Annotated in this window: 22 protein-coding genes; 3 read left to right on the top strand and 19 right to left on the bottom strand. The window is 41.4% G+C overall.

Annotation, left to right across the window (positions count from 1 at the left end; translation table 11 throughout):
- Window positions 1–32 precede the first annotated feature (32 nt).
- The 8 genes from trxA to ADH92_RS07850 form a co-directional block, all read right to left on the bottom strand.
- Window positions 33–347, bottom strand: a complete 315-nt coding sequence (gene trxA, locus ADH92_RS07815; RefSeq protein ID WP_049498039.1) for a thioredoxin — start codon at window positions 345–347, stop codon at window positions 33–35.
- A gap of 12 nt (window positions 348–359) precedes the next feature.
- The gene (locus ADH92_RS07820; protein ID WP_049498040.1) at window positions 360–584 is read right to left on the bottom strand and encodes a DUF4649 family protein; all 225 of its coding nucleotides are present in this window, start codon (window positions 582–584) and stop codon (window positions 360–362) included.
- Between the two features lie 187 nt (window positions 585–771).
- On the bottom strand, window positions 772–1416 hold the full coding sequence (locus ADH92_RS07825) for a CadD family cadmium resistance transporter (protein ID WP_049498041.1): 645 nt from the start codon (window positions 1414–1416) through the stop codon (window positions 772–774).
- A 422-nt stretch (window positions 1417–1838) separates the two neighbouring features.
- Window positions 1839–2108 (bottom strand): 30S ribosomal protein S15, encoded by a 270-nt coding sequence (gene rpsO, locus ADH92_RS07830; RefSeq protein ID WP_003004251.1) that lies wholly within the window; start codon window positions 2106–2108, stop codon window positions 1839–1841.
- Between the two features lie 201 nt (window positions 2109–2309).
- Complete coding sequence (locus ADH92_RS07835) at window positions 2310–2738, bottom strand: hypothetical protein (RefSeq protein ID WP_031576193.1); 429 nt, start codon at window positions 2736–2738, stop codon at window positions 2310–2312.
- A gap of 56 nt (window positions 2739–2794) precedes the next feature.
- Window positions 2795–3523, bottom strand: a complete 729-nt coding sequence (locus tag ADH92_RS07840; RefSeq protein WP_049498042.1) for a pseudouridine synthase — start codon at window positions 3521–3523, stop codon at window positions 2795–2797.
- A complete protein-coding gene (locus ADH92_RS07845) occupies window positions 3514–4677 on the bottom strand; it encodes an MFS transporter (RefSeq protein WP_049498043.1) in 1164 nt (387 codons plus the stop codon). Before ADH92_RS07845 ends, ADH92_RS07840 begins: the two co-directional genes overlap by 10 nt.
- A 105-nt stretch (window positions 4678–4782) precedes the next feature.
- Window positions 4783–5946 carry an MFS transporter gene (locus tag ADH92_RS07850; RefSeq protein ID WP_049498044.1) on the bottom strand — a complete coding sequence of 388 codons (1164 nt, stop codon included), beginning with the start codon at window positions 5944–5946 and terminating at the stop codon, window positions 4783–4785.
- A gap of 145 nt (window positions 5947–6091) precedes the next feature.
- Here ADH92_RS07850 and ADH92_RS07855 point away from each other — a divergent pair, with 145 nt between their 5' ends.
- Both ADH92_RS07855 and def read left to right on the top strand, forming a co-directional pair.
- The gene (locus ADH92_RS07855; RefSeq protein ID WP_049498045.1) at window positions 6092–6778 is read left to right on the top strand and encodes a cyclic nucleotide-binding domain-containing protein; all 687 of its coding nucleotides are present in this window, start codon (window positions 6092–6094) and stop codon (window positions 6776–6778) included.
- Window positions 6779–6838: 60 nt separating this feature from the next.
- The gene (gene def / locus ADH92_RS07860) at window positions 6839–7453 is read left to right on the top strand and encodes a peptide deformylase (RefSeq protein WP_031576207.1); all 615 of its coding nucleotides are present in this window, start codon (window positions 6839–6841) and stop codon (window positions 7451–7453) included.
- A gap of 203 nt (window positions 7454–7656) precedes the next feature.
- Here def and ADH92_RS07865 read toward each other — a convergent pair whose 3' ends face one another.
- The 5 genes from ADH92_RS07865 to ADH92_RS07885 form a co-directional block, all read right to left on the bottom strand.
- Window positions 7657–8898 (bottom strand): aminopeptidase, encoded by a 1242-nt coding sequence (locus tag ADH92_RS07865; protein ID WP_049498046.1) that lies wholly within the window; start codon window positions 8896–8898, stop codon window positions 7657–7659.
- Between the two features lie 98 nt (window positions 8899–8996).
- The gene (locus ADH92_RS07870) at window positions 8997–11849 is read right to left on the bottom strand and encodes an AAA family ATPase (RefSeq protein ID WP_049498047.1); all 2853 of its coding nucleotides are present in this window, start codon (window positions 11847–11849) and stop codon (window positions 8997–8999) included.
- A gap of 150 nt (window positions 11850–11999) precedes the next feature.
- The gene (locus ADH92_RS11075; protein ID WP_003004689.1) at window positions 12000–12149 is read right to left on the bottom strand and encodes a hypothetical protein; all 150 of its coding nucleotides are present in this window, start codon (window positions 12147–12149) and stop codon (window positions 12000–12002) included.
- 17 nt (window positions 12150–12166) lie between these two features.
- The gene (locus ADH92_RS07880; protein ID WP_049485803.1) at window positions 12167–12445 is read right to left on the bottom strand and encodes a type II toxin-antitoxin system YafQ family toxin; all 279 of its coding nucleotides are present in this window, start codon (window positions 12443–12445) and stop codon (window positions 12167–12169) included.
- Window positions 12438–12701, bottom strand: a complete 264-nt coding sequence (locus ADH92_RS07885; RefSeq protein WP_009732165.1) for a type II toxin-antitoxin system RelB/DinJ family antitoxin — start codon at window positions 12699–12701, stop codon at window positions 12438–12440. Before ADH92_RS07885 ends, ADH92_RS07880 begins: the two co-directional genes overlap by 8 nt.
- A 191-nt stretch (window positions 12702–12892) precedes the next feature.
- On the opposite strand from ADH92_RS07885, the gene ADH92_RS07890 reads away from it, so the two are divergent.
- Window positions 12893–14476 (top strand): ATP-binding cassette domain-containing protein, encoded by a 1584-nt coding sequence (locus ADH92_RS07890; RefSeq protein WP_049498048.1) that lies wholly within the window; start codon window positions 12893–12895, stop codon window positions 14474–14476.
- Between the two features lie 9 nt (window positions 14477–14485).
- Here ADH92_RS07890 and ADH92_RS07895 read toward each other — a convergent pair whose 3' ends face one another.
- The 6 genes from ADH92_RS07895 to ADH92_RS07920 all read right to left on the bottom strand — a co-directional run bounded on the left by ADH92_RS07895 (window position 14486) and on the right by ADH92_RS07920 (window position 24596).
- A complete protein-coding gene (locus tag ADH92_RS07895) occupies window positions 14486–15349 on the bottom strand; it encodes a helix-turn-helix domain-containing protein (protein ID WP_049498049.1) in 864 nt (287 codons plus the stop codon).
- A gap of 286 nt (window positions 15350–15635) precedes the next feature.
- Window positions 15636–20030, bottom strand: coding sequence for a PolC-type DNA polymerase III (locus ADH92_RS07900; protein WP_049498050.1), 4395 nt, complete (start codon window positions 20028–20030; stop codon window positions 15636–15638).
- Between the two features lie 195 nt (window positions 20031–20225).
- Window positions 20226–20765 carry a DUF3592 domain-containing protein gene (locus ADH92_RS07905; protein ID WP_049498051.1) on the bottom strand — a complete coding sequence of 180 codons (540 nt, stop codon included), beginning with the start codon at window positions 20763–20765 and terminating at the stop codon, window positions 20226–20228.
- Between the two features lie 9 nt (window positions 20766–20774).
- Window positions 20775–21140, bottom strand: a complete 366-nt coding sequence (locus ADH92_RS07910; RefSeq protein WP_239681864.1) for a hypothetical protein — start codon at window positions 21138–21140, stop codon at window positions 20775–20777.
- 196 nt (window positions 21141–21336) lie between these two features.
- On the bottom strand, window positions 21337–23919 hold the full coding sequence (locus ADH92_RS07915; RefSeq protein WP_049498052.1) for an SA1320 family protein: 2583 nt from the start codon (window positions 23917–23919) through the stop codon (window positions 21337–21339).
- Entirely contained in the window at window positions 23916–24596 is a 681-nt protein-coding gene (locus ADH92_RS07920; protein WP_049498053.1) for a hypothetical protein, read from the bottom strand. Before ADH92_RS07920 ends, ADH92_RS07915 begins: the two co-directional genes overlap by 4 nt.
- Window positions 24597–24612 lie beyond the last annotated feature (16 nt).

The raw sequence follows: 24612 nt of genomic DNA on the forward strand, positions 1-24612 counted from the left end.
GAATCATTTTCTTTAGCTTTTTCCTTTTTAACTTAATTCAACTCAGCAATAATTGCCTTAATTTGCGCTGCAGTGTGTACCCCTGCAACTTGTTTGACAACCTGTCCATCTTTTTTAAAGAGCAAGGTTGGGATGGACATAATGCCGAAATCACGCGCTGTTTCAGGATTTTCATCCACATCCATTTTCAGGATTTTTAACTCATCTTCCGAAAGTTCTTCCGATAATTTTTCTAAGATAGGAGCTTGCATGCGACATGGGCCACACCAGGTTGCCCAAAAGTCTACCAAGACTAATCCTTCTTTAGTTTCTGCTTCAAATGTTGCATCTGTAATTGCTTTTACCATTGTTTTTCTCCTTTAGTTTTTGTATTGATCGAGGTCTTGCTTCATCAAATAGAAGAAGACATCTCCGTAAGTGCCTTGGTAATCGAGTTCGTGCCCATTATAGGTCAATTTTTGTACGGGATAGTAATCCGCTACACCAATCAAGCAGGTCTGTTGGGATCGTTCAAACTCTTCATAGGAATCAAAATGCATGACTCTTTCATGTTTTGCACCATCTAGATATGTAATTTCAATCATATCGGTAACCTCTATTTCTTAAGATGTATCCATTGTAACTCCGTTCGTTACATCTGTCAAACAAAACGACTTCCTCAGAATGATGGATCTTGTGCGATAAAGAAAAGACAATAAAACAAAAAATCTCCCCGAAGGGAGATCGATCTGGTCTATTTTACCTTACGATGCTAGGAACCGTAGCTGAAGATTATACTGGATAAAATCGTTCTAGAAAAGGCGACGAACCGAAGATTGTAGGCTCTATCGTGCCATTTTCATACATGATGTATAGTCCAAGTAGAATGAATACTAAGGGCACAACGATTCGCTCATATTTTTCAATTGTCTCGGATATTAACGGCATAGAGGATAGCACACGACTAAGCTCGCAAAAGATAATTATGCCGATTGCAAACACAAGCAACGCCACGAGTGTCTGTGACCAATCTAACGAAGCAAAATAAGGTATATAGATACCTAAATTATCTCCGCCAGACGCAATTGTCAGTAATGTAACTGTCCAAAACAGTTGATTTGACTTGCTTTGTTCAAATCTTTCAATAATTTCTTCCTCTTCTTCCTCACCTTCTCCAACAATTGCAAAGCGAATCCCTAAATAGATAGGGATTAAACCAAGCAATCCAACCATCCATTCTTCAGGCACGAAATTGACGACATAAGCAGCAACTAAACTCGCCCCTACAAGTAAGCCTGTACCTAGATATTGCCCTGCATAAATATGCCATTTCTGTTTATTCTGTGATAGCTGTGCAAATAAAATAATTAAAATAATTAAATAATCGATACTGGTGGAAATATAAACACCAATAGCAGATATGATTGTCTGTCCCATAAAAAAACTCCTGTATTAGTCAGTAATAAATCAGCAGATTTTAGGGAAGCACAGACACATTAATTTAGCTATCGCTAGTGGGTAATGTCGAACGTAGGAAAGCATTTTACTCCTCCTCAAAACGTAGTTACAAAGTAATTTCTAACTGGAATTCGGTGACTACTTCCATGTAAAGTATAACCCACTATACTTTACTTCGTAAAGTGTGGGCTCTCCAAGGGGGCTTGCAGACTGCTACCATTTGAGATTTTTGTAGTCTCCAAAATTGTGGCCGATAAAACCTCAATAAAAAAGCCCTCTGAATTCAGAAGGCTCCATTCTTGCTGGATAAAACGTTTCTAGACAAGGCGCCGAGCCGAAGATTGTACTGATGGTACATCGAGGCGAAGTCAACGAAGTATAGAAACGTTTTAGACGCAAGATTAACGACGAAGTCCAAGAGAGTTGATCAACTCACGGTAACGGTTAACGTCGTTTGTACGAAGGTAAGCCAACAAGTTACGACGGCGACCGATTTTCTTCATCAAACCACGGTAAGTAGCGTGGTCTTTTTTGTGTTGTTTGATGTGTTCGTTCAAGTGGTTGATTTCCCAAGTAAGGACAGCAACTTGTACTTCTACTGAACCAGTGTCACCTTCGTGACGTGCGTATTGTGCAATGATTTCATTTTTTTTCTCTTTTGAGATTGCCATGATAAGCTCCTTTTCTTTATGCTCTATCCGAGTGGCAGGTTTGGCATATCCTGCTACCAAGAAAGAGTTAGTTGTCTATTCGACCTTCTTATTCTATCAGGATTGATCCCGTTTGTCAAACAAATAGAAAATACAGTAGCTTGATGATTTTAAAAGTTAGTTTGTACATAAACTTAAGCAAGAAAAAACATCTCCATAATATCAACTCACTCGTTGGATATCAAGTAACCCTATTGTAGAAAGCTTAGACAGATCCCCTTCGTCAATACCAATATCTTTCCTCATCGCAATGAGTAATTGAAAATATTTAGTATTTTGATCCTCTTGTGAAGTGCAACCTCCCCATGTTTGAATATATTCATTTAACGTATAAACTACTTCCACACTGCCAATCATGTTTACTATATTTATTTTAGAAATAATTTGTTCAAAATTAACTCCTGGATTCTTCAACACTATTGTTAATAGATCTATTAATTCTACATAGTTTTGTAACTTAATATTTCTATTGTCTTCTTTTAACTTATTTTTATTTTCAATTTTCTTATTTATCATATTAGGAACAATTGAAATCAATGCACCAACAATAACTGGCATTAAAACTATAAATAAATTATTAAAGTAATTCACTACAAACTCCTTATATATTGTAATTATCCAATTTTTAACTTTAACATTGTACTAACTTAAAGTTTGATCCCAAATATACTGATAGATTTCAATTCAGACTCATTCAGCCGTCTCCAGTCCCCAAGCTCTAAATTTGGATCTAGCCTTAGAGGGCCCATAGAAATTCGCTCTAAATCCACTACTTCCTTGCCACAGGCAGCGACCATGCGCTTGACCTGATGGAATTTTCCTTCTGCAATTTCAATTTCGACATAGGAACTGGCGCTTGCCTCATCCACCTCTAAGATCTGCAATCTCGCAGGCAAAGTCGTGAAGTCTTTGAGGGCAATACCTGCTTCAAAACGGGCCACATCTGCCTCATCCATGATCCTAACCACCTGGGCACGGTAGATCTTCGACACATGCTTCTTTGGCGAAAGCATGGCATGAGCGAGCTTGCCATTATTGGTCAAAAGCAGCAAGCCATGGGTATCGATATCCAGGCGCCCGACAGGAAAGACTTCCTTGTGACGGGCTGTCTCATCCAATAGATCTAGCACAGTTTGGTGGTGGTCATCTTCAGTCGCTGAGATGACTCCAGCTGGTTTATTGAGCAGATAATACACGAAGGTTTCATGGACCAGGTCTTCTCCCATAAAGGTCACCTGATCCTTGTCTGGATCAATCTGCAACTTTCCTGCTGTCTCTTTTTTTCCATTTACTGCAATTTTCATTTGCTTGAGGAGTTGCTTGACCTCGGTCCTGCTCCCCACGCCACAATCTACTAAAAATTTATCTAAGCGCATGATTTCTTCCCGCTCTTTCGCACAATCCAAAGGCCAAAAAAGGAAACCAGGATCATGAGGATACCAGAAAATCCAAAAATGAAGACTGGAGCTGATGAGATCGTCCCTAATAGACTAAGGACAAAGGTCGTTGCGATCGAACCTGTACTACATCCCAAAACCGCAATGGACGTTGCCTGGCTCAAGACCCCTGCTGGCATCTTATCAGATAAGACATTGTAAACTGTTGTCAAAGCTACACTGTAGGCGAAGCCAGAAGCAATGGTTACAAGGGCAAGAATCAAGAGATTTGGAGAGACCCCGATCAACATTTGGGCCACACCATAAGCTACTCCCGAAACCAATAATAAACGATCACGGAATAGATAGGTCAAGGGCGAGAAGGCCAAACCTGCCAAGATCCCAACAAATTGCATGGCTGCTAAAATAACCCCCGCAGTTTGGGCAGTGCCATGTCCAACTTGTTCTACCACACTTGGAATCCGAACAGTGATCATGACATTGGACAAGACGATAGCTGCCGCAACGACTGCTAAGCCGAGTGCAGTCCGCCATTGTCCCCCCGTCATCTTGACATCCCGGTGTTTTTCCTCCACTGCTTCCGTCGTAGATCCATAGGGCACAAATAAGAGATACAAAAGTAAGATAGGAATACTGATACCGTATACGAGAAAGGCCGCCTGCCAGCCAAAGCGAATCAAAAGGCTGACTCCAAAGGTTAAAACGGCCGTCCCAACAACCTCTGCAGAACCACGAATACCAAGAGTTTGGACGCGTTCTTTTCCTTTATAGCGCTCACTGATAATGGCAATGGCAGAAACATTGAGCAAACCAACTGCCATCCCGAAAATAATCCGAGACAAAAAGACAACCGGATAGGCTGGACTGATTAAGGGAATAAAGCCACATAGAGCGTAAGCAACTAAGCCTGTCACAATCATCTGACGCTCTGAAAATAGACGTCCAATCCATTTATTGAAGATGAGTGAAACCATGATCCCAGCAGAAGGAAGCGAGACCAAGAGCTCAATCATGCTGTGAGGAATTCCCTTGTAATAGGCAAACATGGCCGACTGCGCACTCGAAATCGAAAACGAGGTCGTCAAAATAAATGAAAGCGCGAGAATACTCACTTTCTCCATGATTTTTTTCATTATTCTATCCTTTAAACTAATCTTTTTTTCACACTTCTCCTATAATAACACGAGCTAGTGACAGGACGCAATAGATTGAATTAAAAAAACGAAATGATTTCTCCATCATTTCGTTCGTGCTAGCAATTGTGAAGCGAAAACTCCTGTTAGGACCATCAAAGCGCCAATCCAGACAAAGAGCAGGTGATTGGAGGGAGCTAGTGGCGTCACCAACTGGATGAAGAAAGAAGAGAGGGCTGATCCGAGATTGCAGCCAATCAAGACCAGCGAGGTCGCAAGGTTTAGGAGATTGGTCGGGATTTTTTCAGATAGGTGATAGAAGATACTGGTGACTCCCGTACTGTAGGTAAATCCTGCTAAAAGGGTTCCTAAAACCAGGCTCCACAGCTGTCCGGACAAGCCAATCAAGGCCAGAGCTAGTCCAAAACCAAAGCACATGATCATGAGCAAGTTCTTTTTGAAAACATGTGTCAAACTAGCAAAGCCCACTCCTGCTACAATCCCTGTCAATTGCATCAGACTCAAGACGGTTCCAGCTGTTGTCGCCGTTCCCATACGAGCATCAACGATGATATCCGGCACGCGCAGGCTGATAATAGAATTGAAACAAATGATGATACCAGCAATCACGGCTAACATCAGACTAAAACGCCATTGAGGAGAGCGAAGGCGTGCGGAACCTTTCTTTTTCTCCTTCAAGTTAGCCTGTTTTTTCTCCTTAGGATAAGGGACAAAAAGGAGATAGAGGAGTAAAATCAAGTAACCACCACCGTATATGGCAAAGATCGCTGGCCATCCTAGAGGCAAGAGTTGCCCCACGATAAAGGTCAAGATGGCAGAGCCCACCACTTCAGCAGAGCCCCGATAGCCCAGCATCCGGGTCTTGTCATTGCCCGAGTAGCGCTCACTGATAATCGAAATAGCCTTGGCATTGATCATTCCTGTCCCCAAACCAAAGAGCAAACGACTCAAAAAGATGAGAGGATAGTCCTGTACGACCAAAGGCAAGAGCCCGCTAGTTGAAAAGAGCAAGAGCCCTGCGACAATCATCTGGCGCTCACTCATCCACCGCTCGATCACGCTATTTAAAAAGAGCATGGCCACGACCGCAAAGGCTGGCAGGGAAACCAAGAGTTCTACCTGACTTGCTGAATATCCGAAGTGGCTAAAATAAGCCTTCATTGCCGGCAAACCGGCTGTAATTGAAAAGGATGAGATCAGCATGAGCGACAAACTCAAGAGACTGATTCTTTCCATTGTTTTTTTCATTGTTTATTTCCTACACTTTACTGGTAACATTTTGATTTTACTAGTTTTTTCAGAAAAAATTCAAACTAGTATTTTCAATAGAATCCTAGTATAATCAATTTAGAAATAGAAAAACAGGACATTTGTCCTATTTTAGGAGATTGAGATGAAAAAAATTTCCCCATCTACAAGACTCAAGGAAATCATCACAGACTACCAATTGGACCAGATCTTTCCAGGCGACTGTCTTAGCCAGCTGGACCTTGTCCTCTATCAGGCTGGAGAGTATATCTGCCGCCAAGGTTCTGAGCAAGATGTCATTCCTTATTTTCTCAAAGGCCGGCTCAAGATCGTCCACAGTCTTGAAAATGGCAGCGACACCATCCTTGAAATTCAAGAAAAACCTGGACTCTTAGGAGAAATTGAGCTCCTGCTCGATCGGGTCTGTATCACATCGGTCATTGCAGACCAAGACTCACTAGTCGTCCAGCTCCCAGCCCAGCACTTTAAGAAGCGCCTCCTGCTTGATCCAACCTTTTTGCGCTCTACGGCCAAGACCTTGGCTGAGAAATTGCACCAGATCAACTATTTGGCTCCTGCTAACTTTCATTATTCGGTCAAGGAACGCCTCGCTACGCATTTTCTGGAGCATTGCGATGAAAATGGGACCCTCAAGCCCAAGATGAATCAGCTGGCCCTGCGTTTTGGGATCAGCTACCGCCACCTTAGCCGTGTCATCAAGCAGATGATTGAAGAGGGCTTAGTCCAAAGAGAAGGGCGAGTCTATACGATTTTAGACGCAAAAAGGATGAGTGATTTGTCCATCAAACATGCGGAAACCGTCGACAGATAACTTTAATTTTAGGCTCTTTTGTGTTATCATGGAGGATAGAAAGAAAGTGAGAGTAAAACGATGAAAGCAATTGAAAAAATTACAAGAGCATCCCATTTGATTGATATGGATGACATTATCCGCGAAGGAAATCCAACACTTCGAGCTGTTGCGGAAGATGTGACCTTCCCTTTGTCTGATCAGGAAATTATCCTGGGTGAAAAAATGATGCAATTTTTGCACCATTCTCAAGACCCTGTTATGGCTGAAAAACTTGGCCTCCGTGGAGGAGTTGGACTCGCAGCCCCTCAGCTGGATATCTCTAAACGAATCATCGCTGTTTTGGTTCCCAATCCAGAAGATGCCGATGGCAACCCACCAAAAGAAGCCTATAGCCTTCAAGAAGTCATGTACAATCCAAAGGTTGTCGCTCATTCTGTTCAAGATGCGGCGCTTGGCGACGGGGAAGGCTGTCTCTCTGTTGACCGCAACGTCCCAGGCTATGTGGTTCGCCATGCCCGCGTGACGGTTGAGTATTTCACAAAAGACGGTGAAAAGAAACGCATCAAACTCAAAGGTTACAACTCCATCGTCGTTCAACATGAGATCGACCACACCAACGGCATCATGTTCTATGACCGCATCAATCCAAACAATCCATTTGAAATCAAAGAAGGACTTTTGATTTTAGAATAGCGTAAATGACAAAAAAGTAAGGTAGTAGTGATGATTCACTACTACCTTACTTTTTTACGAGACTTCGTCTACCGATTTCTGTCTCTTAGCACAGTGGTTGATTGACGGTACTTGAACCTTTCGGTTCTTCGTCCAGTCTAATCAACTGTGTGGGGGCAGGACTACGAAATCGAGACTGCGTCTACCGATTTCTGTCCTGCTCCCTATATTGCCCAATCTCCGTTGCGGAAGACTGGGACGCGGGTGCCGTCTTCTCGGATACCGTCGATATTCATTTGTCTTGAGCCGATCATGAAGTCGACGTGGACGTCTGAGCGGTTAAGGCCGGCTGCTTCGAGTTCTTCTTCTGTGAATTCTGCGCCACCTTCTACGCTGGTTGCATAGGCTGCCCCGATGGCCAAGTGGTTAGAGGCATTTTCATCAAAGAGAGTGTTAAAGAAGGTAATTCCTGACTGTGAAATTGGGCTTGGATCTGGTACGAGGGCACATTCACCCAAGGCACGCGCTCCCTTGTTTTTGAAGACCAAATCTTTCATGACTTGATCGCCTTTTTCTGCTGTGATATCTACGATTTCTCCATTTTCAAAGGTCACTTTGATGCCTTCGATGATGTTTCCATTGTAGCTAAGCGGTTTTGTAGAGGTGACATAGCCTTCTGCACGGCGGAAGTCAGGAGCTGTGAAGACCTCTTCTGTCGGCATGTTTGGCAAGAAGCTTTCACCTTGGGCATTGATGGCTCCGGCAGATTCCCAGACGTGGTTTTTCGGCAAGCCAAGAGTCAAATCTGTACCAGGCGCTGTGTAATGAAGGGCTGAGAATTGTTCCTTATTCAGTGTATCTGCCTTGCTCTTAAGAATAGCAGCATGCTCTTCCCAAGCCTTGACTGGATCTTCCTCATACACTCGGCAAGTCTTGAAGATTTGATCCCACAGGAGATCCACTGCTTCTTCATCGCTCGCCGCATTTGGGAAGACCTTTTTCGCCCACTCTATACCAGCTGCAGCAGCAACGGTCCAGCTGACCTTGTTGGATTGAGTGGCGATGCGCATTGGTTTCATGGCCATGCCCAAAGCCTTAGCAGAAGCAGAAAGCTTCTCTGCATCGACACCATTTAAGGCACCTGGATCAGACGAGCGCACACCCAAGCGACTAGCCTTGTGTTCCAAGAGGTAGTTCATCTCCGCAATCTTGTAGTCTGGCACATTGTCCAAACGATCCATCGGTGCATGGAGGAATTTTTCCCGGGTAGTGAAGTCATCTGCCCATTGGATGATCACTTCGTGCGCACCCAAGGCATAGGCTTCCTTCACAATCAAGTGGGCCAATTCTCTTTGTTCCACATCGATGTTCAAAGCCAAGGTATGGCCAGGTTGCACGTTGATGCCATTCGCCACCAACAATTTAGCGTATTTTTCGAGGTTTTCTTTAAAATTTGGTAAAACCATTTTTTTCTCCTTCATAAGTGAATGATCTTCTCTTAGTATACCACAAGTCCATGCAAAAAGGATTCCGCTCCTGCAGAATCCTGATTCTTCTTTCTCGATCAAGGAAGAACATAACCTTGATCATCTACTGTATGGGGATGCCCAGAATTGCCATTCTCCCTCAAGGCTTCCAAATCTTGATCCAAAATCGAATTGTAATCCGTACTACCTTCACGAGTTACTCGCGTCGATACTTGGCGCAAGAGTTTTTCATTGAGATTGCGGACCCAGCGACCATTACTATGGTCATTGGCACGCATATAATTTTCTCTGACGATCTCTCCGTAAAGGGATTCATTGACTTGGTAGCCTTGCTTGCGCAATCCCAACAGACCGATCTCGACGATCTCATCTGGACTATAGTCTTCAAAGTCAAATGTAGTCGGGATCCGGCTTTGCAGACCTGAATTGACCTGCAAGAAGTCGTGCATCTCTTTCGTGTAACCAGCAAAGATAATGACGATATCGCGGCGGTGGTCCTCCATAAATTTGAGGACTTCATCCAAGGCTTCTTTCCCAAAATCATCATTTAAACCGGTGTAGAGCGTGTAGGCCTCATCGATAAAGAGGACTCCACCCAGTGCACTCTCCAAAACTTCACGCGTCTTCAAAGCCGTTTGACCTTGGTAGCCTCCAACCAGATTGCTCCGCGATACTTCGATGAATTTCTTCTGCTTGATAACTCCTTTTTGGAAGAGGATATTGCCCAAAATGCGCGCCACGGTGGTCTTCCCTGTACCGGGATTTCCAAGAAAGAGAGAGTGCAAGGTCGTGTCTTCGACGATGCCACCTTGTTCAGCCCGTTTTTGATTGAACTCAGCCATGGCTACGAATTGTTCGACTTGCTCTTTCACCTTGGCAATTCCAACCAAACGGTTGAGGGCAGCCATCCCATCTTCTTCCTTGTCGGCTCCTGCTTGATACTTACCTTGGTTAAGGACAGCATCGATATCGCTATTGAGGATGGTCTCAATATCGTCAGAACCTTGGGCTACCACCCGATCCGCCATGGTCTTGGTCAATTGCTCATCCAGGTTGCGGATCCAGCGACCATTGCTCTTATCTAGCGAGCCATCATAAGCCCGCTTAACATGCCGCGCATAGTAATCCCGGTCTTCGAGCTTGTAGTCTCCTTTGCTTAGGATCATTTCGCCCAGCTGAACAATCTCATCTCCTGTAAAATCTTCAAAGATGAAATTATTTGGCACCCGAGAACGGAGTCCTGGATTGGTCTTTAAGAACTCCTCCATTTCCTTGGTATAGCCGGCAAAGATAATCATGATGTCATCGCGATTGTCCTCCATAAATTTGAGGATGGTATTGATCGCCTCGATCCCAAAATCTGCACCGCTGTCCTTTTTATCCAAGCTATAGGCTTCATCAATAAATAGGATGCCTCCTCGCGCTTTTTCAAGTAGGGCTTGGGTCTGTTCAGCTGTTCCTCCAATATTCGAAGAGATCAAATCGGACTCCGTTGCTTCCACGAAACGAAATTCTTCCCCTGAGAGGACACCCGCATCAAAGAGCACTTGTCCCAACAGACGGGCCACAGTGGTTTTCCCTGTACCAGGATTTCCCATAAAGGCAGCGTGAAGGGTTTGTTTTTCAGGAGCCTTGCCACTAGCGATTCGTTTCTTGTTAAATTCCACCATGTTGATCATTTTCTTGATCTCATGTTTGACTTTTTCAAGACCAATCAGACTATTGAGTTCTTGAAGAGCATCTTGTTTCTTCTCTGGTCCAGAGCCCGTTGTAGGGGTTGATGCCACCGTTGCATCCGTCGCCTGTCCCGTAGGAACGACTTGCACATTGCCCTTGGCCACTTCTCTACCGACAAGATAATCACAGTCATCCTCGATTTCCTTGGTCAGATCACGCGCATCGCCCTGCCTATAGGTCACGGTGCCCACCTTAGCAAAGGCTCCACCTTGAAGCCGTATATTGGGATCCGCAATCTTATGACAAATCATATGCTCAGCCATCAGCACACTATCATCAAAAACGCCAAATGAAATGGTTTGGGCATTCTCATTCAAGAAGGTTGTTTCTCCAGTCAGGGAAGCAAAGGATTCTTCATAGGCGCATAAAAATTCTGAAAATGTAGCTTGGTGAGCTCGGATCATACTATTGTATGAATTGATGGAGGTCATATGATCCGAATCAGAATTGAATTGAACATTATTATCAAGACAGACCCCAGTACCGGTAGGCAACTCAATTTTACAGTTTTCAGACTCCCAGATGACATTTCTCAACCAAACTGGTGGAAAATCCTTTTCCAGATCCCCGCCTGTAATCGTTGAATTTTTTGCGATCACTTCTGAGTCCTTGGCATGGATGGTATTATTCCCAAATTTTTCAATATGGACATTTTCTAAGGCCAATTTAGAGCCTTCTGATAGGTCTATCTTAGAAAAAATCGTTGAATTTTGAATGGACAATTCCGATGCTGACATTCCGATGACACTTTGGTGTTTTTCCGGAACCTTCATCCCAACTCCATCCAATGTCATTTTCGAATGCGTATCCATATAGATAAAAAATTCACTATTTGTCGGAGTGGTTGCTTCAAAATAGACCTGTTTACAGGTGATAGCTGACTCATTCCATAAGGTCAAGGCAGTATGGTTCCCACCAACTTTAAACCACAGATCTTCAAATGTCACCTGAGCTCCCTCTACAAATCGGAAAGAAGCCTCAATCGTGTTGTTAAACATGCGCCCATTACCATTTGGATTTGGAACTACATGCCCCACAAAATGAAGGCTCTTGTTGATCACAATTACCTCATCTGTCGGCCATTGAAACACATACCCATTTTCAAACTCGATGGTATCTCCATCCTGCGCTTTTTCAACCGCATCCATAAAGTTCCAACTATTATTGTAAGGCCCTACTAAATATCTTGCCACGCGCTTTTCCTCTGTTTCATTTTTTCTGTTCCCTTGTTATAAACACTTGTTACTAAAAATTGTAACACAATCCAGTGCCAAAGAAAACACTTATAAGATCTGAAAGGACTGAAAAACCTCTATTTTCAAAAGGAAAATAGAGGCTGTCCGTTAATCTTTCAAGGCTGAAAATAAGCCGGCTAGAGCAATCGCTCCTGAGAGCATGGCGGTGGAAAGGAGCAGCACATTGTCTGCCACCTCTAGCTTGTACTCAAAGACTTTTTCAGCTGGTTTGTCTTCTGCAAAAATTTCTAACTTCATGTTCTCCTCCTTTGTTTCTAGAACAAATCACTGTGACTTCCTGTCCTTAGCAAGTTTAAAATCAATTCATCCTGATCTACTTTGTAAACCAAAAGCCAATCCGGCTGGATATGACACTCTCGAACACCTTGGAAATGCTTGGAATTGGTCAGTTGATGATCACGATATCTGACAGGAAGTTCTTTTTCTTGAACCAGAAAATTTAAGACTTCTTCTAACAAGTCTGCCTTCAAACCTCGCTTCATTGCCAACTTAAAATCTTTTTTAAACTGTTTATGATAACGAATCTTAAGCACGCAAGTCCTCCATCAAGTCTGAGACTGATTCAAAGGGTTGACTCATATTCCGATTTTGCTCTACATCCGTTACTACTTGAAGCAACTTCCCATGATCGTCTAATCGAACATCAAAAGGTAAGCCCTGATATTGAATAGCCTGACGAAGGAAAATGTTGATAGCCGTGGTCATATCCATCCCTAAATGATTGAACACCAGTTGGGCTTGCTCCTTAACCTCACTATCCAAACGGATACTCATGCTCGTCTTTGACATATTCTCACCTTCTTTCTATCTTTTATTGTATCAAAAAAGAAGGCTATTGTAAATCCATCGGATATACAATGGATAGCTGTAAACTAAAATATAGTAAAGAAATAAAATTAGTATCCCAAATATGGGAGATCTCAGCCTGAGTTTTAGTTTTAGAATATAATGTTGCTATCATATATTAAGAGGTGAAAAATATGAAGCAGATTACGAAACAATATAAATTACTATATTTCTTGCTTATTTTATTAAGTCTGACAAGTGCTCTTTTAATGACATTCTTCTCTCTTCAATTAGGAAGAATACTTGATAGTATATCTAATTCAAATAGTGGATTACTCTTTCATATCACTATTTGTGTAAGTTCGATTTTACTGTGGTTCTTGATTTCTTGTTCCTATTCCTATCTTAAAAACCAATATGTAAAAAAAGTTATTTTAGATCTAAAAAGGCGTCTCTTATTACATTATTTATCGCGTGAATTTAACCAAATTGACAACCGTAACCATTCAGATTTCTTAAATAATATCACCAAAAACAGTGACCTTATTCAAGAAAATTTATTAATCCCTAAAATCTCTCTAATTGCAAATTTAGGGAGCCTTATCATGAGTGTGGTTGCTATTATTTATATAGAATGGCGATTAGCATTAGTCTTTCTTTTATTGTCGAGTATAACAATTTTTCTATCACAAATTCCTGGAAAGTTAATGACTAAATCAACAAATAATTATTCTCTACAAAATAATCACTATTTATCAAAAATGACAAACTTTATTAATGGTTTTGAACAAATTAAGTTATTAAATATTCAAAGCTGGACCCAAGAAAAAATTCAGGGAATCAGTTTAGAATTTGAAGAGTCCAAAAAAACATATCAATTCTTAAAAGACTTAGCTTCAACTACTGGAATTTTACTAAGTTTTGGCTCTCAACTATCCTGTATGGTTGCTGGTATCTTTTTTGTAAGAAATAACTTACTGACTATTGGATTACTCGTAGCAAGTATTCAATTATTAAACGGTGTTTTTGCTCCATTACAATCTATTCTTTACAATAAAAATTTAATCAGCAGTAGCAAGTCCATTATTGATAATATCCAAGAAAATTTATATGAGACAAATCATGAAATTTTCCATAAAACAAGGATAATTGATTGTGATAACATTTCGACCATTTCTATTAGCCAATTACATTATGAAATTGAAAATAAAATATTATTTGATCATTTTTCCTATGAATTTAAAAAAGGCAAGCGCTATGCAATTATAGGTGCTTCAGGAGCTGGGAAAACAACTTTAGTAAAATTAATACTAAACTATTATTCCAAAAATCTTTATGATGGGGAAATAAAAATCAACGGAAAACAGAATATTGATATTCCCTCAGAGGAGTTATATAAAGATATTGCATTTGTGCAAAAAAATGATTTTCTGATTGAAGGAAATGTCCTAGAGAATATCAAACTATCCAGAAATCTTTATTTAACTGAAAAATTAAGAGAAGCCTTAGGATTTAATGAAGACTTCCTTAATAAGAGTCTATCTCAATCAGGCCAAAGTATTTCAGAAGGAGAAAAGCAACGAATTGATTTAGCTAGGTTTTTAGTCAAACCATATTCTGTATATATCTTTGACGAACCTACAAGCAACCTTGATCCAATAAAAGCCAAAGCAATGATGGACTACATTCTATCCATTAAAGATGCAATTGTTATTGTCATTACTCATGATCAAAATCCAAAAATATTGGAAGAGTTTGATCACGTTATTACCCTATAGATAAATGGCCTAGTCTACTAATTGAATGATGTGTTTCTCAAAGTATTCTTTGTAATTTTTGTAGATTGTTTTATTGAAGAGATCAAAAATTTTTAAAGCTTCTTCGATTTTTAAAAGTGATTTTTGATTATGATAGAATTTCAGTTCCAAATATCCATCTAAATATAGCAAAATAGTTTGTTCAAAAAAATCTGTGGAATCCGCTAGTATATTCTTCGTAGCCTGTTTTAAAAATAAAGATTCCTCATATAAGTCGTTCTCAATCATTATAATCAAAGAATTGAGAAGTAGTTGAATGAGAGATTGTCTATTTCTAGGTATAGAACCATACAACTTCCCTTTTTTGAGCGCCTCTTTGGCATATCTAAATAATAAATCTGGAGATAGAACACGACAGCAATTTCCAAGGATAAGCGTTTCATAATAACCCCAGTTTTCAACAGAAAATAAATAATTTGTAAGATAAGAGGCGTCTTGACGACTCAATTGATGATTTTTATCCATTCCCGAAACAATACTTTCAATGAAAATAGCATTTAATTTATGGTAATGAGAATTTGTCCCATGAAAAAGTTCTATTTCTTTCTCTACCATATCTAGTAATGCTTGAGCATCTTCATTATATGCAGCTTGTTTAACAGAAGCTATTAAGGTATTAAAATCCGAAGGTTGATAATGATTACAGATAAGCAGAAATTCTTCTAGTGTCACTCCTATTCTTTCAAGAAGATACAATAACTTAAAGACAGAAATCTCTGTTTCTCCTAATTCAAATCTAGATATTTGAGATTTTGAAATTTCAGCACCTGCTAATGAAGAAATAGAAATTCCCTTTTCTTCTCTTATTTTCCTATAAGTTTCACCTAAAATCATACTTATCTCCATTCCATATCGAAAAGTTATTAAGGTATAGCAAACACTACTTCCGTTAAGCCTACTCTTGTTTGAGAGTATCATTATTAATAATTTATAGCGATCATTTTTGATAATTTCAATATATAACTTCCTAAAGTTTTAGTCTCTGGATAAAAACTTATTTATATTCTATCATATCTAAAAACCAGCAGAAATGAAAATCATAAAAATCATCTCTACTGGTTTTACTGTTAAGTCTTAATTAGATGAAACTGGATCAACTTTTGTAAATGGATTCCCTCCATCAAAACAAATCATCAAAGAGGCTCAACTGGTTATCCTCTGGCATATTGCCAAGAATACCCATCTCATCCATCTTTTCAACCAGGGTGGACGAAACACCGCCACGCTTCCGGAGCTCGGTCTTAGAGAGGAATTCTCCTTCTTCACGCGCTCGCACGATTTGCTTGGCGACGTTCTCTCCCAGACCATCCATAGCAACAAATGGTGGAATCAGGGTATCCCCATCGATCAAGAATTCTGTCGCCTGACTGCGATAGAGGTCTAGTTTGCCAAACTTGAAGCCCCGCTCCCACATCTCATTGACAATCTCAAGGGTGGTGTAGAGGTCAATCTCTACATTGGAAGCTTCGTTGTTCTTGCGTTTCTCAGAGATTTCTTTCATCCGCGCTTTCACGGCCTCAAGGCCTGCACCCATGGTCTTGACGTCAAAGGCCTTGGCCCGAATCGAGAAGTAAGCACAGTAGTAATAAAGTGGATGATGCACTTTAAAGTAGGCCACACGAAGGGCCATCATAACATAGGCCGCTGCATGGGCTTTAGGGAACATGTACTTGATCTTCCCACAGGACTCGATGTACCATTCAGGGACATTGTTTTCCTTCATGGCTTGGATGTAACCGTTGCGCTCTTCTTCTGAGATCTTGAGCCACATCCCTTTCCGCACGCGCTCCATGATGGTAAAGGCCATCTTAGGCTTGAGACCCGCGTGCATGAGGTAAACCATGATGTCGTCCCGACACCCGATAACGGTCGATAGATCGGCAATGCCCGCCTTGATCAAGTCTTGGGCATTTCCCAACCACACGTCGGTACCGTGAGACAGACCAGAGAGCTGAAGTAACTCTGCGAAGGTCGTCGGATGGGTCTCTTCGACCATGCCCCGAACAAAGTTGGTTCCAAACTCTGGAATCCCCAACATTCCTGTCGGCGTTCCGATCTGCTCGGCTGTCACCCCTAGCACTTCCGTCCCAGAAAAGAGGGCCATGACCCCTGGATCATCCATAGGGATATCATTTGGATCAATACCTGACAAGTCTTGAAGCTTACGAATCATGGTCGGATCATCATGTCCCAGGACATCGAGCTTGAGGACGTTCTCATCGATATCGTGGAAGTTAAAGTGAGTGGTCTGCCATTCGGCTGTCACATCATCTGCCGGATACTGGACCGGAGTAAAGTCATAGACATCCATATAATTTGGAATAACAACGATTCCCCCCGGGTGCTGACCGGTCGTCCGTTTGACCCCAGCTGCACCAAGAGCTAAGCGCTCGACCTCGGCATCTCGGTAGTACTTGCCAAAATCACGCTCGTATCCCTTGACAAAACCGTAGGCAGTCTTAGCTGCGACCGTACCTACCGTTCCTGCCCGGAAGGCATATTCTTCCCCAAAGATATCCCGGACATCCAAGTGGGCACTCGGCTGGTCTTCCCCAGAGAAGTTCAAATCGATATCGGGTACCTTGTCCCCATCGAAACCGAGGAAGGTTTCAAAAGGAATATCCTGCCCGTTTTTGCTGAGCTTGTGGCCACAGTTTGGACAATCCTTGTCCGGCATATCAAAACCAGATCCATAAGAACCGTCTGTGATGAATTCACTATACTGGCACTGGCTGCAGACATAGTGAGGCGAGAGCGGATTGACCTCGGTGATCCCAATCATGGTCGCCACAAAGCTGGATCCAACGGATCCACGCGATCCAACCAGGTAGCCCCGCTCATTGGAACGGTGCACCAGCATTTGCGATGCCAGATAAATCACTGCAAAGCCATTCCCCAAGATAGAGGTCAATTCTTTTTCAATTCGCAGATCGACAATATCAGGGAGCGGATTACCATAGATCTCAAAGGCTCGCTTATAGGTCAATTCCGCAACTGTTTCTTCGGCCTTGTCGATAAATGGCGTATAGAGGTCCCCCTTAACCACTTCGACCGGCTCAAAGGTCTCTGCAAGCGCATTGGTGTTTTCAATAACAATCTTGCGCGCCAAATCTTCTCCCAAAAAGGCAAATTCATCCAGCATTTCATTGGTGGTTCTGAAATGCGCTTTTGGCAGTGGCGCTGGCTGGGCATCTTCTCCGTGCCCAATGGTCCGGTTGATCATAGCACCCTGACCGAGACTACGGACAATGATCTCCCGATAGATCTCATCTTCCGGCTCCAGATAGTGGACATTTCCTGTCGCAAGAACAGGCTTGCCGAGGCGATCTCCCACTTCGATCAAGCTCTTGATTATAGTCTGGAGCTCGTCCATGTCCTTGACCTGCTCCTTGGCAATGAGAGGTGCGTAGATAGCCGGTGGCATAACCTCGATAAAGTCATAGTACTTAGCCACTTCGACTGCCGCATCCACACCTTGCGACATGACCGCATCAAAGACTTCCCCTTCTGAGCAGGCCGATCCAAGGATCAAGCCCTCGCGGTGGGCGTCCAGCACGGTCTTTGGAATCCGTGGGACTCCTTCGAAATACTTGGTCCCAGAAAGTGAAACCAGTTTAAACATGTTCTTAAGGCCGGTCTGATTCTTGACATAGATCGTGGCATGCTTGACCCGCGCCTTCTTATAGGAATTTTCATTGATCAGATCGATATTCAGATCCTTGAGATTGGTCACCCCGTGCTTTTCAGCGACATCTTTGATGAAGATAAAGAGTAGGCGCCCCGTCGCTTCCGCATCGTAGTTGGCCATGTGGTGGTGTTCCAAGCCTACCCCAAAGCGCTTGGTCAATGGTCCCAAGCCATGCCGTTTAAAATCTGGATAGAGGTTACGGGCAAATTCCAGGGTATCGATGACCGGCTGGGTGATCTTGGGAAGACCATGACGCTCATAGTTGGCATTCATGAAGCCCACGTCAAAGGTAGCATTGTGGGCAACGAGAACGGTTCCCTCACAGAAGGCTTGAAATTCCTTCAAGACCTGCACCAAGGGCTTAGCACCCCGGACATGCTCGTTGGTGATCCCTGTCAATTGGGTCGTAAAGGCGGACAAAGGATGGCCTGGATCGATAAACTCGTCAAACTCCTCAATGACATTGCCCTTGTACATCTTAGAGGCAGCGACCTGGATCAAGTCATTGTAGATGGCTGAAAGTCCCGTCGTTTCCACGTCAAAGACCACATAAGTCACTTCATTAAGGTCCAGGTCCACCTCATTATAGGTGATGGGCACCTTGTCCTCTACGATATTGGCTTCCATCCCATAGATCAGCTGGATCCCAGCTTTCTTGGCTGCTTTAAAGCCATGTGGGAAGCTCTGCACATTGCCATGGTCAGTGATAGCCACCGCCTTGTGGCCCCACTCAGCTGCCTTGGCGATCAGCTCTTCGACTTCCGGCAGGGCATCCATCGTCGACATATTGGTATGCGCGTGGAATTCCACCCGGCGCTCGCCTTCTGGCATCAGGTCCTTGCGGGCGTAGTGCACGACTTCCTGTATATCTTGGACATTCATGGTCAAGTCGCGCGTGAAATTGTTCATTTCGATATTTCCCCGCACCCGGAGCCAGCTGTTCTTCTTGATCATGTCAAACTTCTGGGCTTCTTCCTCATTTTTGACCCATTTCTGAAGGGAAAAACTCGAGGTATAGTCGGTCATCTTAAAGCTGATCAAGACCCGACCGGTCCGTGTCACCTTGTGCTCCACGTCAAAGACTACACCCTCAAAGACAATCCGGTTCTCTTCTGTCGTGATCTCGATCATCGGAGTGATCTCGGCCTTGTCTAGCTTAGGTTTAGCTGCCACCTTCTTAGCCTTGAAGTCAAAAACTGGCTTTTCTTCAACCGCTGGTGGCGGAGCCATCTGGGCCAAGGATTCCATAGCCCGCAAGGTCTCTTCATTGGCTGCTTGGAAGATCTTTTCATTTTCCTGCTCAAATTGCGCCACTTCTTGCTCTGTCAACTCCTCATCAGACTCCACTCGACAGGTGAAATGCGGAAAACCAAAGGCTTCCAACTGCTTAGCAAGATTGGGCAAATGGTTCTTACGAAAATGCTCCGTATCAACCGAAGAAGGCCCTGAGATGATCAATTCCTGCCCTTCTGCGCGCACCTGCAAGTCTTGGTAGAGTCCCTTAAAGCCTTGACTAGCACAAGGTCCTTCCTCAAAGACCTCATGGTAGTAGGCCTGCAATAAATCCGTAGAAAAATCCTGATTGGCCACTTGGATGGTAAAGGTCGCCTGGTTTCCCGTCTTTGAAAATTCGTCCTTCAAGCGCTGGCGCAATTCCTTAAACAAAGCAATGGGCAAGACTTCCGCAAAAGCAAAGCGGAACTCCCAGACCCGACTGACCTTGTGCACCACGACTTCTTGAATCTCCGCATGCAAAAAGGCACTGGAAGATCGCATCTCCAGCGGCATATCCAGCTGATCCATTAAAATTTCAAAGGTGTTGGACATTGTTTCTCCCTTGATCTTGATTCTTTTGCTCGCTTTTGAGTGGCCTGACTCTAAGAAAAAACAGACCATTCAAAAACATTCGTAACCCTTATTCTATCACAATTTAAGGATTAATTCGAGGGAGAAGTGAAGACGAAAAAATCACCTATAGGACGGTGATTTCTCTTCATCTTTTATTCAGTTAGAGCTGATCCATCATTTATACTTCATCCCCATGACAATGGCCACAACTGCCAAAATAGGAAATAAAATTAACATCCAGATTCCAATCCACATCTGCCGTTTAAAAAGCCCGTCTAATCCACCATAGCGTTCAACGTATGATTCTTTTGGACAGGCTGGATTATACCAGACCGTCATGCTCGATCCCAGTGGAAAAGCATCTTGAAAAAGATTGCCCTTTGAGACTGTAGAATTGGTGTAAATGGTTATCCTTTGCGCCATCAAATCGATGTCGCTAGCCGCTTGATTCGTTTTCCAAGGAAGGGTCACTCGCACCACCCGATAATATTTCAGGCTATTTCGATAGGTCTGACCATCCACTCTATATTCTACAATTGAAGCCGCTACAATTTGTGCCCGCTTATAGCCAACTACCACTCCCTCAACGCTCTTTGACGAGAGGGTTTTAATCCTAACTTCTCTTCTATAGAAATGTCCAAAAAAGAGTACGACAAACAAAGGAAATCCAATAACAGCCACAGCAATGACTAGAAGTATTCTGATATCAGGCATCCCCATCACCTACTTCATCAAAATGTCTGTGATACTCAGACTCATCTTCGTTTCATCTGATATCTTCTCTACGATCGAGCTTTGTTCGCTCGTCAAAGGAAGCAACAAGAGGGTCGCTGATTGCGTTGGTAACTTAGGGTTGTTCGATAGACTATACTGGACTACTTGATCTTGGTAAACAGATTGCCCATCATAACTCCAGCTAATTTTAAAAGTTGCATCACGATCAATATTCGTTGTCGTTTTATTGACCAACATAAATACTGCATATTCTTGTTGCTCTACAGTATAAGTGTTCCCTGTATAATATACAGTGACATCCTCTTGATCGCCAACTTCCGGATGCTCCTTAACTAACTTCTTCCCCAGTTCCATCAAATCCGATGTTTTTCCTTTCAGTAGTGGTTAAAAGTACTGTAAGAATTAAAGGCCTCTTGTTTTCTATGTTCAAGGTTCTGAACTTTTTTCTCAATATCAATGTCATAATAAAAACACCTCAAAAGTTAGATTTTTCTGTCTAACTTTTGAGGTACAGTTCAAAGGGGCTCTCTCTAAAAAATATTAATCATTATCAATTTCCAAAACAATCATCAATAACATGAGATACATTCCCCATCAGATTCGTCATATCTCCAAGTTTGTATCCTAGCGCATCTGATGCGGCACCTGAAGATAAACTTTCCAAATCTCCTTTCAAGTTAACAAATCGAATTTGTAACGATTTAATAACCGTCGCAACTGCTTTTTGAGCACGAACAATACCTTGCAAATGAGCAGCTCCATAAAAAGCATCCTCCATCCCATTTCTAAATACCGTTTTAAAACCTCCTAACATAGTTAATACCGTATTAATTGTTGTCGATGCTGTGGTCAAATCTAAATCTACAGAATCAATATCTGAAATAGCAGTTCGAATTACACCTGATACCGAAATAAGTGGCTCTACAGTACTATAAAGTTTTTTCTTATTTTTATCATCAGATTTTAACTTGTAGTATATTTTAGTTGGAAATTCATTAACAATTGTTTGGAGATCATATTTAGCAGTGGTCATCACCTTGTTTGTATGTTCAACAGCAGCTTTTACACTATCAAGATAATCACTAAATGCTGGAGACATTTGATTGGCTAAAGCCTCAGATTTAACATCTATTTGATCGTCAAAAGCACTAATTACATCACGATCATCGAATATACCACTCTCCTCTAAGTAAGCATTATAATCCTGTGAAACACTAATATTTACATCTGGAATCGAACTGAAATTTAAAGTGTCAATATTTCTGGCCAATCCTCTATCAGTTTCTTCTAAAGCTGATTTAATAAGCTCAGCTACTGAAATAGTATATGAAATGCAAGAGATAATTGTTTGAATATTTTGTGCTAACACTTTTAAAATTTCATCAACAGCTTGTGGAATTCCATCACCAAAATGAGAGCGATTTGCCAATCCATTTGTACTTTTTTCAATCATATCCTCAAATGAATTCACAAGTTCTGCACCTTTGGTTCCAAATTTCGTATACATGTTTGCTTGAGGCCATATATTCCCGTATTTCCCTTCAGAAGCTATTTTATGCATATTGATATCTGCCTCTATATTTAAAGCATTTGAGTTCATGCCATTCAGCTTAGAAGTAATTGCTCCATGATTAAATACATTTCCAGCACTATCTAAATAATCATAAAATATACTGGAACCTCTCCAATCAAATTTTCTTGAAAACTCGTATGAATCATAGTTACTAAGTGTATCAAAAGTTCCTGTAATACTATTATAGTGACTATAAGCCTTGTCTATCTTTTGGATAGCTTCAATTAAACTTATCGATTGTAAATGTTGGAAGACCACCTCCTTAAGATTATTTGTGCGACTCGACAAATTATTCAGAACATTTTCATTTGCTTGAAGAGTTTGTTGAGTAACTGATGCTAAATTTTGTGCCTGTTTTAAACATACTTTTAAATTAGTAATCAAAATTGTCATAGATGTAGTATCTATTTTAACTTGTAGTGAATCTCCACTTTTTGGTAATAAATCTCTGGTAGTTGTATTTTCAGGAGTGACCGCAAAATCAAGAATACCATCTCCTTCTATATCAACAGTAAATAATTGTTCTAGAACTATTTGCTTTGTATATTGCATAGCTTCTTCATTTTTTCTATATGCTGTCATATTATGATAAATTGGTAAATCAATTGCAACAACTCTCCCTGGATATTTTGTTTCCATGCTTATTCCAGTAAAATCTAGTATTCCTGGAGTATTAGCATCTAACAACCATTGCAAAAATGCTCCATCTAGTGCCTGTCCTTCAAATTGAATTTCTAATTTATTTTGATTCCATACTAAATTAGTCAATACATCACGAGTTGAGGAAAAAGTAATTGATTGTCCCTTGTAATTTTTCCTTAATTCTTCTATCCGCTTAGCTTCTTTTTCCGAGGATTTTAACATTTCAGGAGAAATATTCTTTAAAGATGAAAAGTAGGTCCAGTATTGCTTAAGCACTTTATCACTTGGCATACTCAGCCCTGTTTGATTAGTTTTCACTTCAACCATGGTTTTGAAATGATCAAAATCTTTATTTACTAGAATTTCATTAAATAATTTAGAATCTCCGTCCTTAATCATCTGCTGAGCTGTTTTCCCATTTACTGACTGAGGAGCCCCCTGATACCCGAAATTATAGGGTACTTGTCTCTCCAATGCTACTCGTCCGCTATGAAATTCTCCATAGGAATGTCCCGTTGTTGTTGTGATATAGTTTCCTTTTGCTTCTACTCTATCATAAAAATCAAGTGCAGGTTTGTTCTTTTTTTTAAGATATAACGAATCATTGATACCAATTGCAGCATCTACAATAATATCTTTATGACCGTCAGCTTTATAGTTAGTTCCTGCGTAAGAGATATAGGTTTCTTCTGTAAACTTATCATATACAGCAATTGCGGCAACTCCCGAATCTTTATCGTACATGCAGTCTACGATTTCATAACTACTACTATCCACGCCAGCATCATCCAAAACCCCTACAGCCATCTCTGTTGGATTTTTACGACCAGCAGTATAGGCTATCTCGTATTTATATACAGCATCAGATAAGACGGCTGACATTTCAACTCGACGATTACTTTTTTCAATTTCATTCATTGATTATCCTCCCGTTGTTTAAATATAGTTAAATCTATTTGAACAGCCTCATCCTTAGATTCCATTAGTATTGAAATTCCATAGATTGTTCCACTAGAGTAATCTAATATTATTCGACAGGTCGTATCTTCTGGCATATCGTACTTATTTTTAAGATATTTATAGAGGTCAGAATGATTTTCAGGCTGGTAGATAATATCGCTCAATTCAGTTTCAGCACTCTTAAAGGTTTCTTTTATATTCAAGGAAGCGAAATAATCTCTTTGTACTACCAAATTAAGAATTTCTTCGTCAAACAAAGGTTCTAACTTCGATTCGTACTGTAATCTCCCATTAGAGTAAGTAACAGGAACTGTTTCTTCATTATCCCCAATTTTTATTGTATACTCACCCTTAATGTCAGATTGGCTAGTATCTAAGAATACTTTATAATCCTTTACTACGTTTCCACTCTCTATATAAATACTATTTTTGTAAAGCTTTAACCCATTAAACTCTTTCTTGTCTTTTTCCAAAAATTCAAACATAGGTTCAAACGTTTTTTCAAATTCGTACTGTTCCTTTGTTCTGTTTTTGGGAATAGTTTCACCACCCAAACTACATCCATTTAATAACGATGCTGTCATAAGTATAACTCCTCCTATCAGTAGCCATAAAATTATTTTTATTTTTTTCATCTTTCTTTACTCCGCG

It is taken from the genome of Streptococcus parasanguinis (assembly GCF_001073155.1).
Classification (GTDB): Bacteria; Bacillota; Bacilli; order Lactobacillales; family Streptococcaceae; genus Streptococcus; species Streptococcus parasanguinis_D.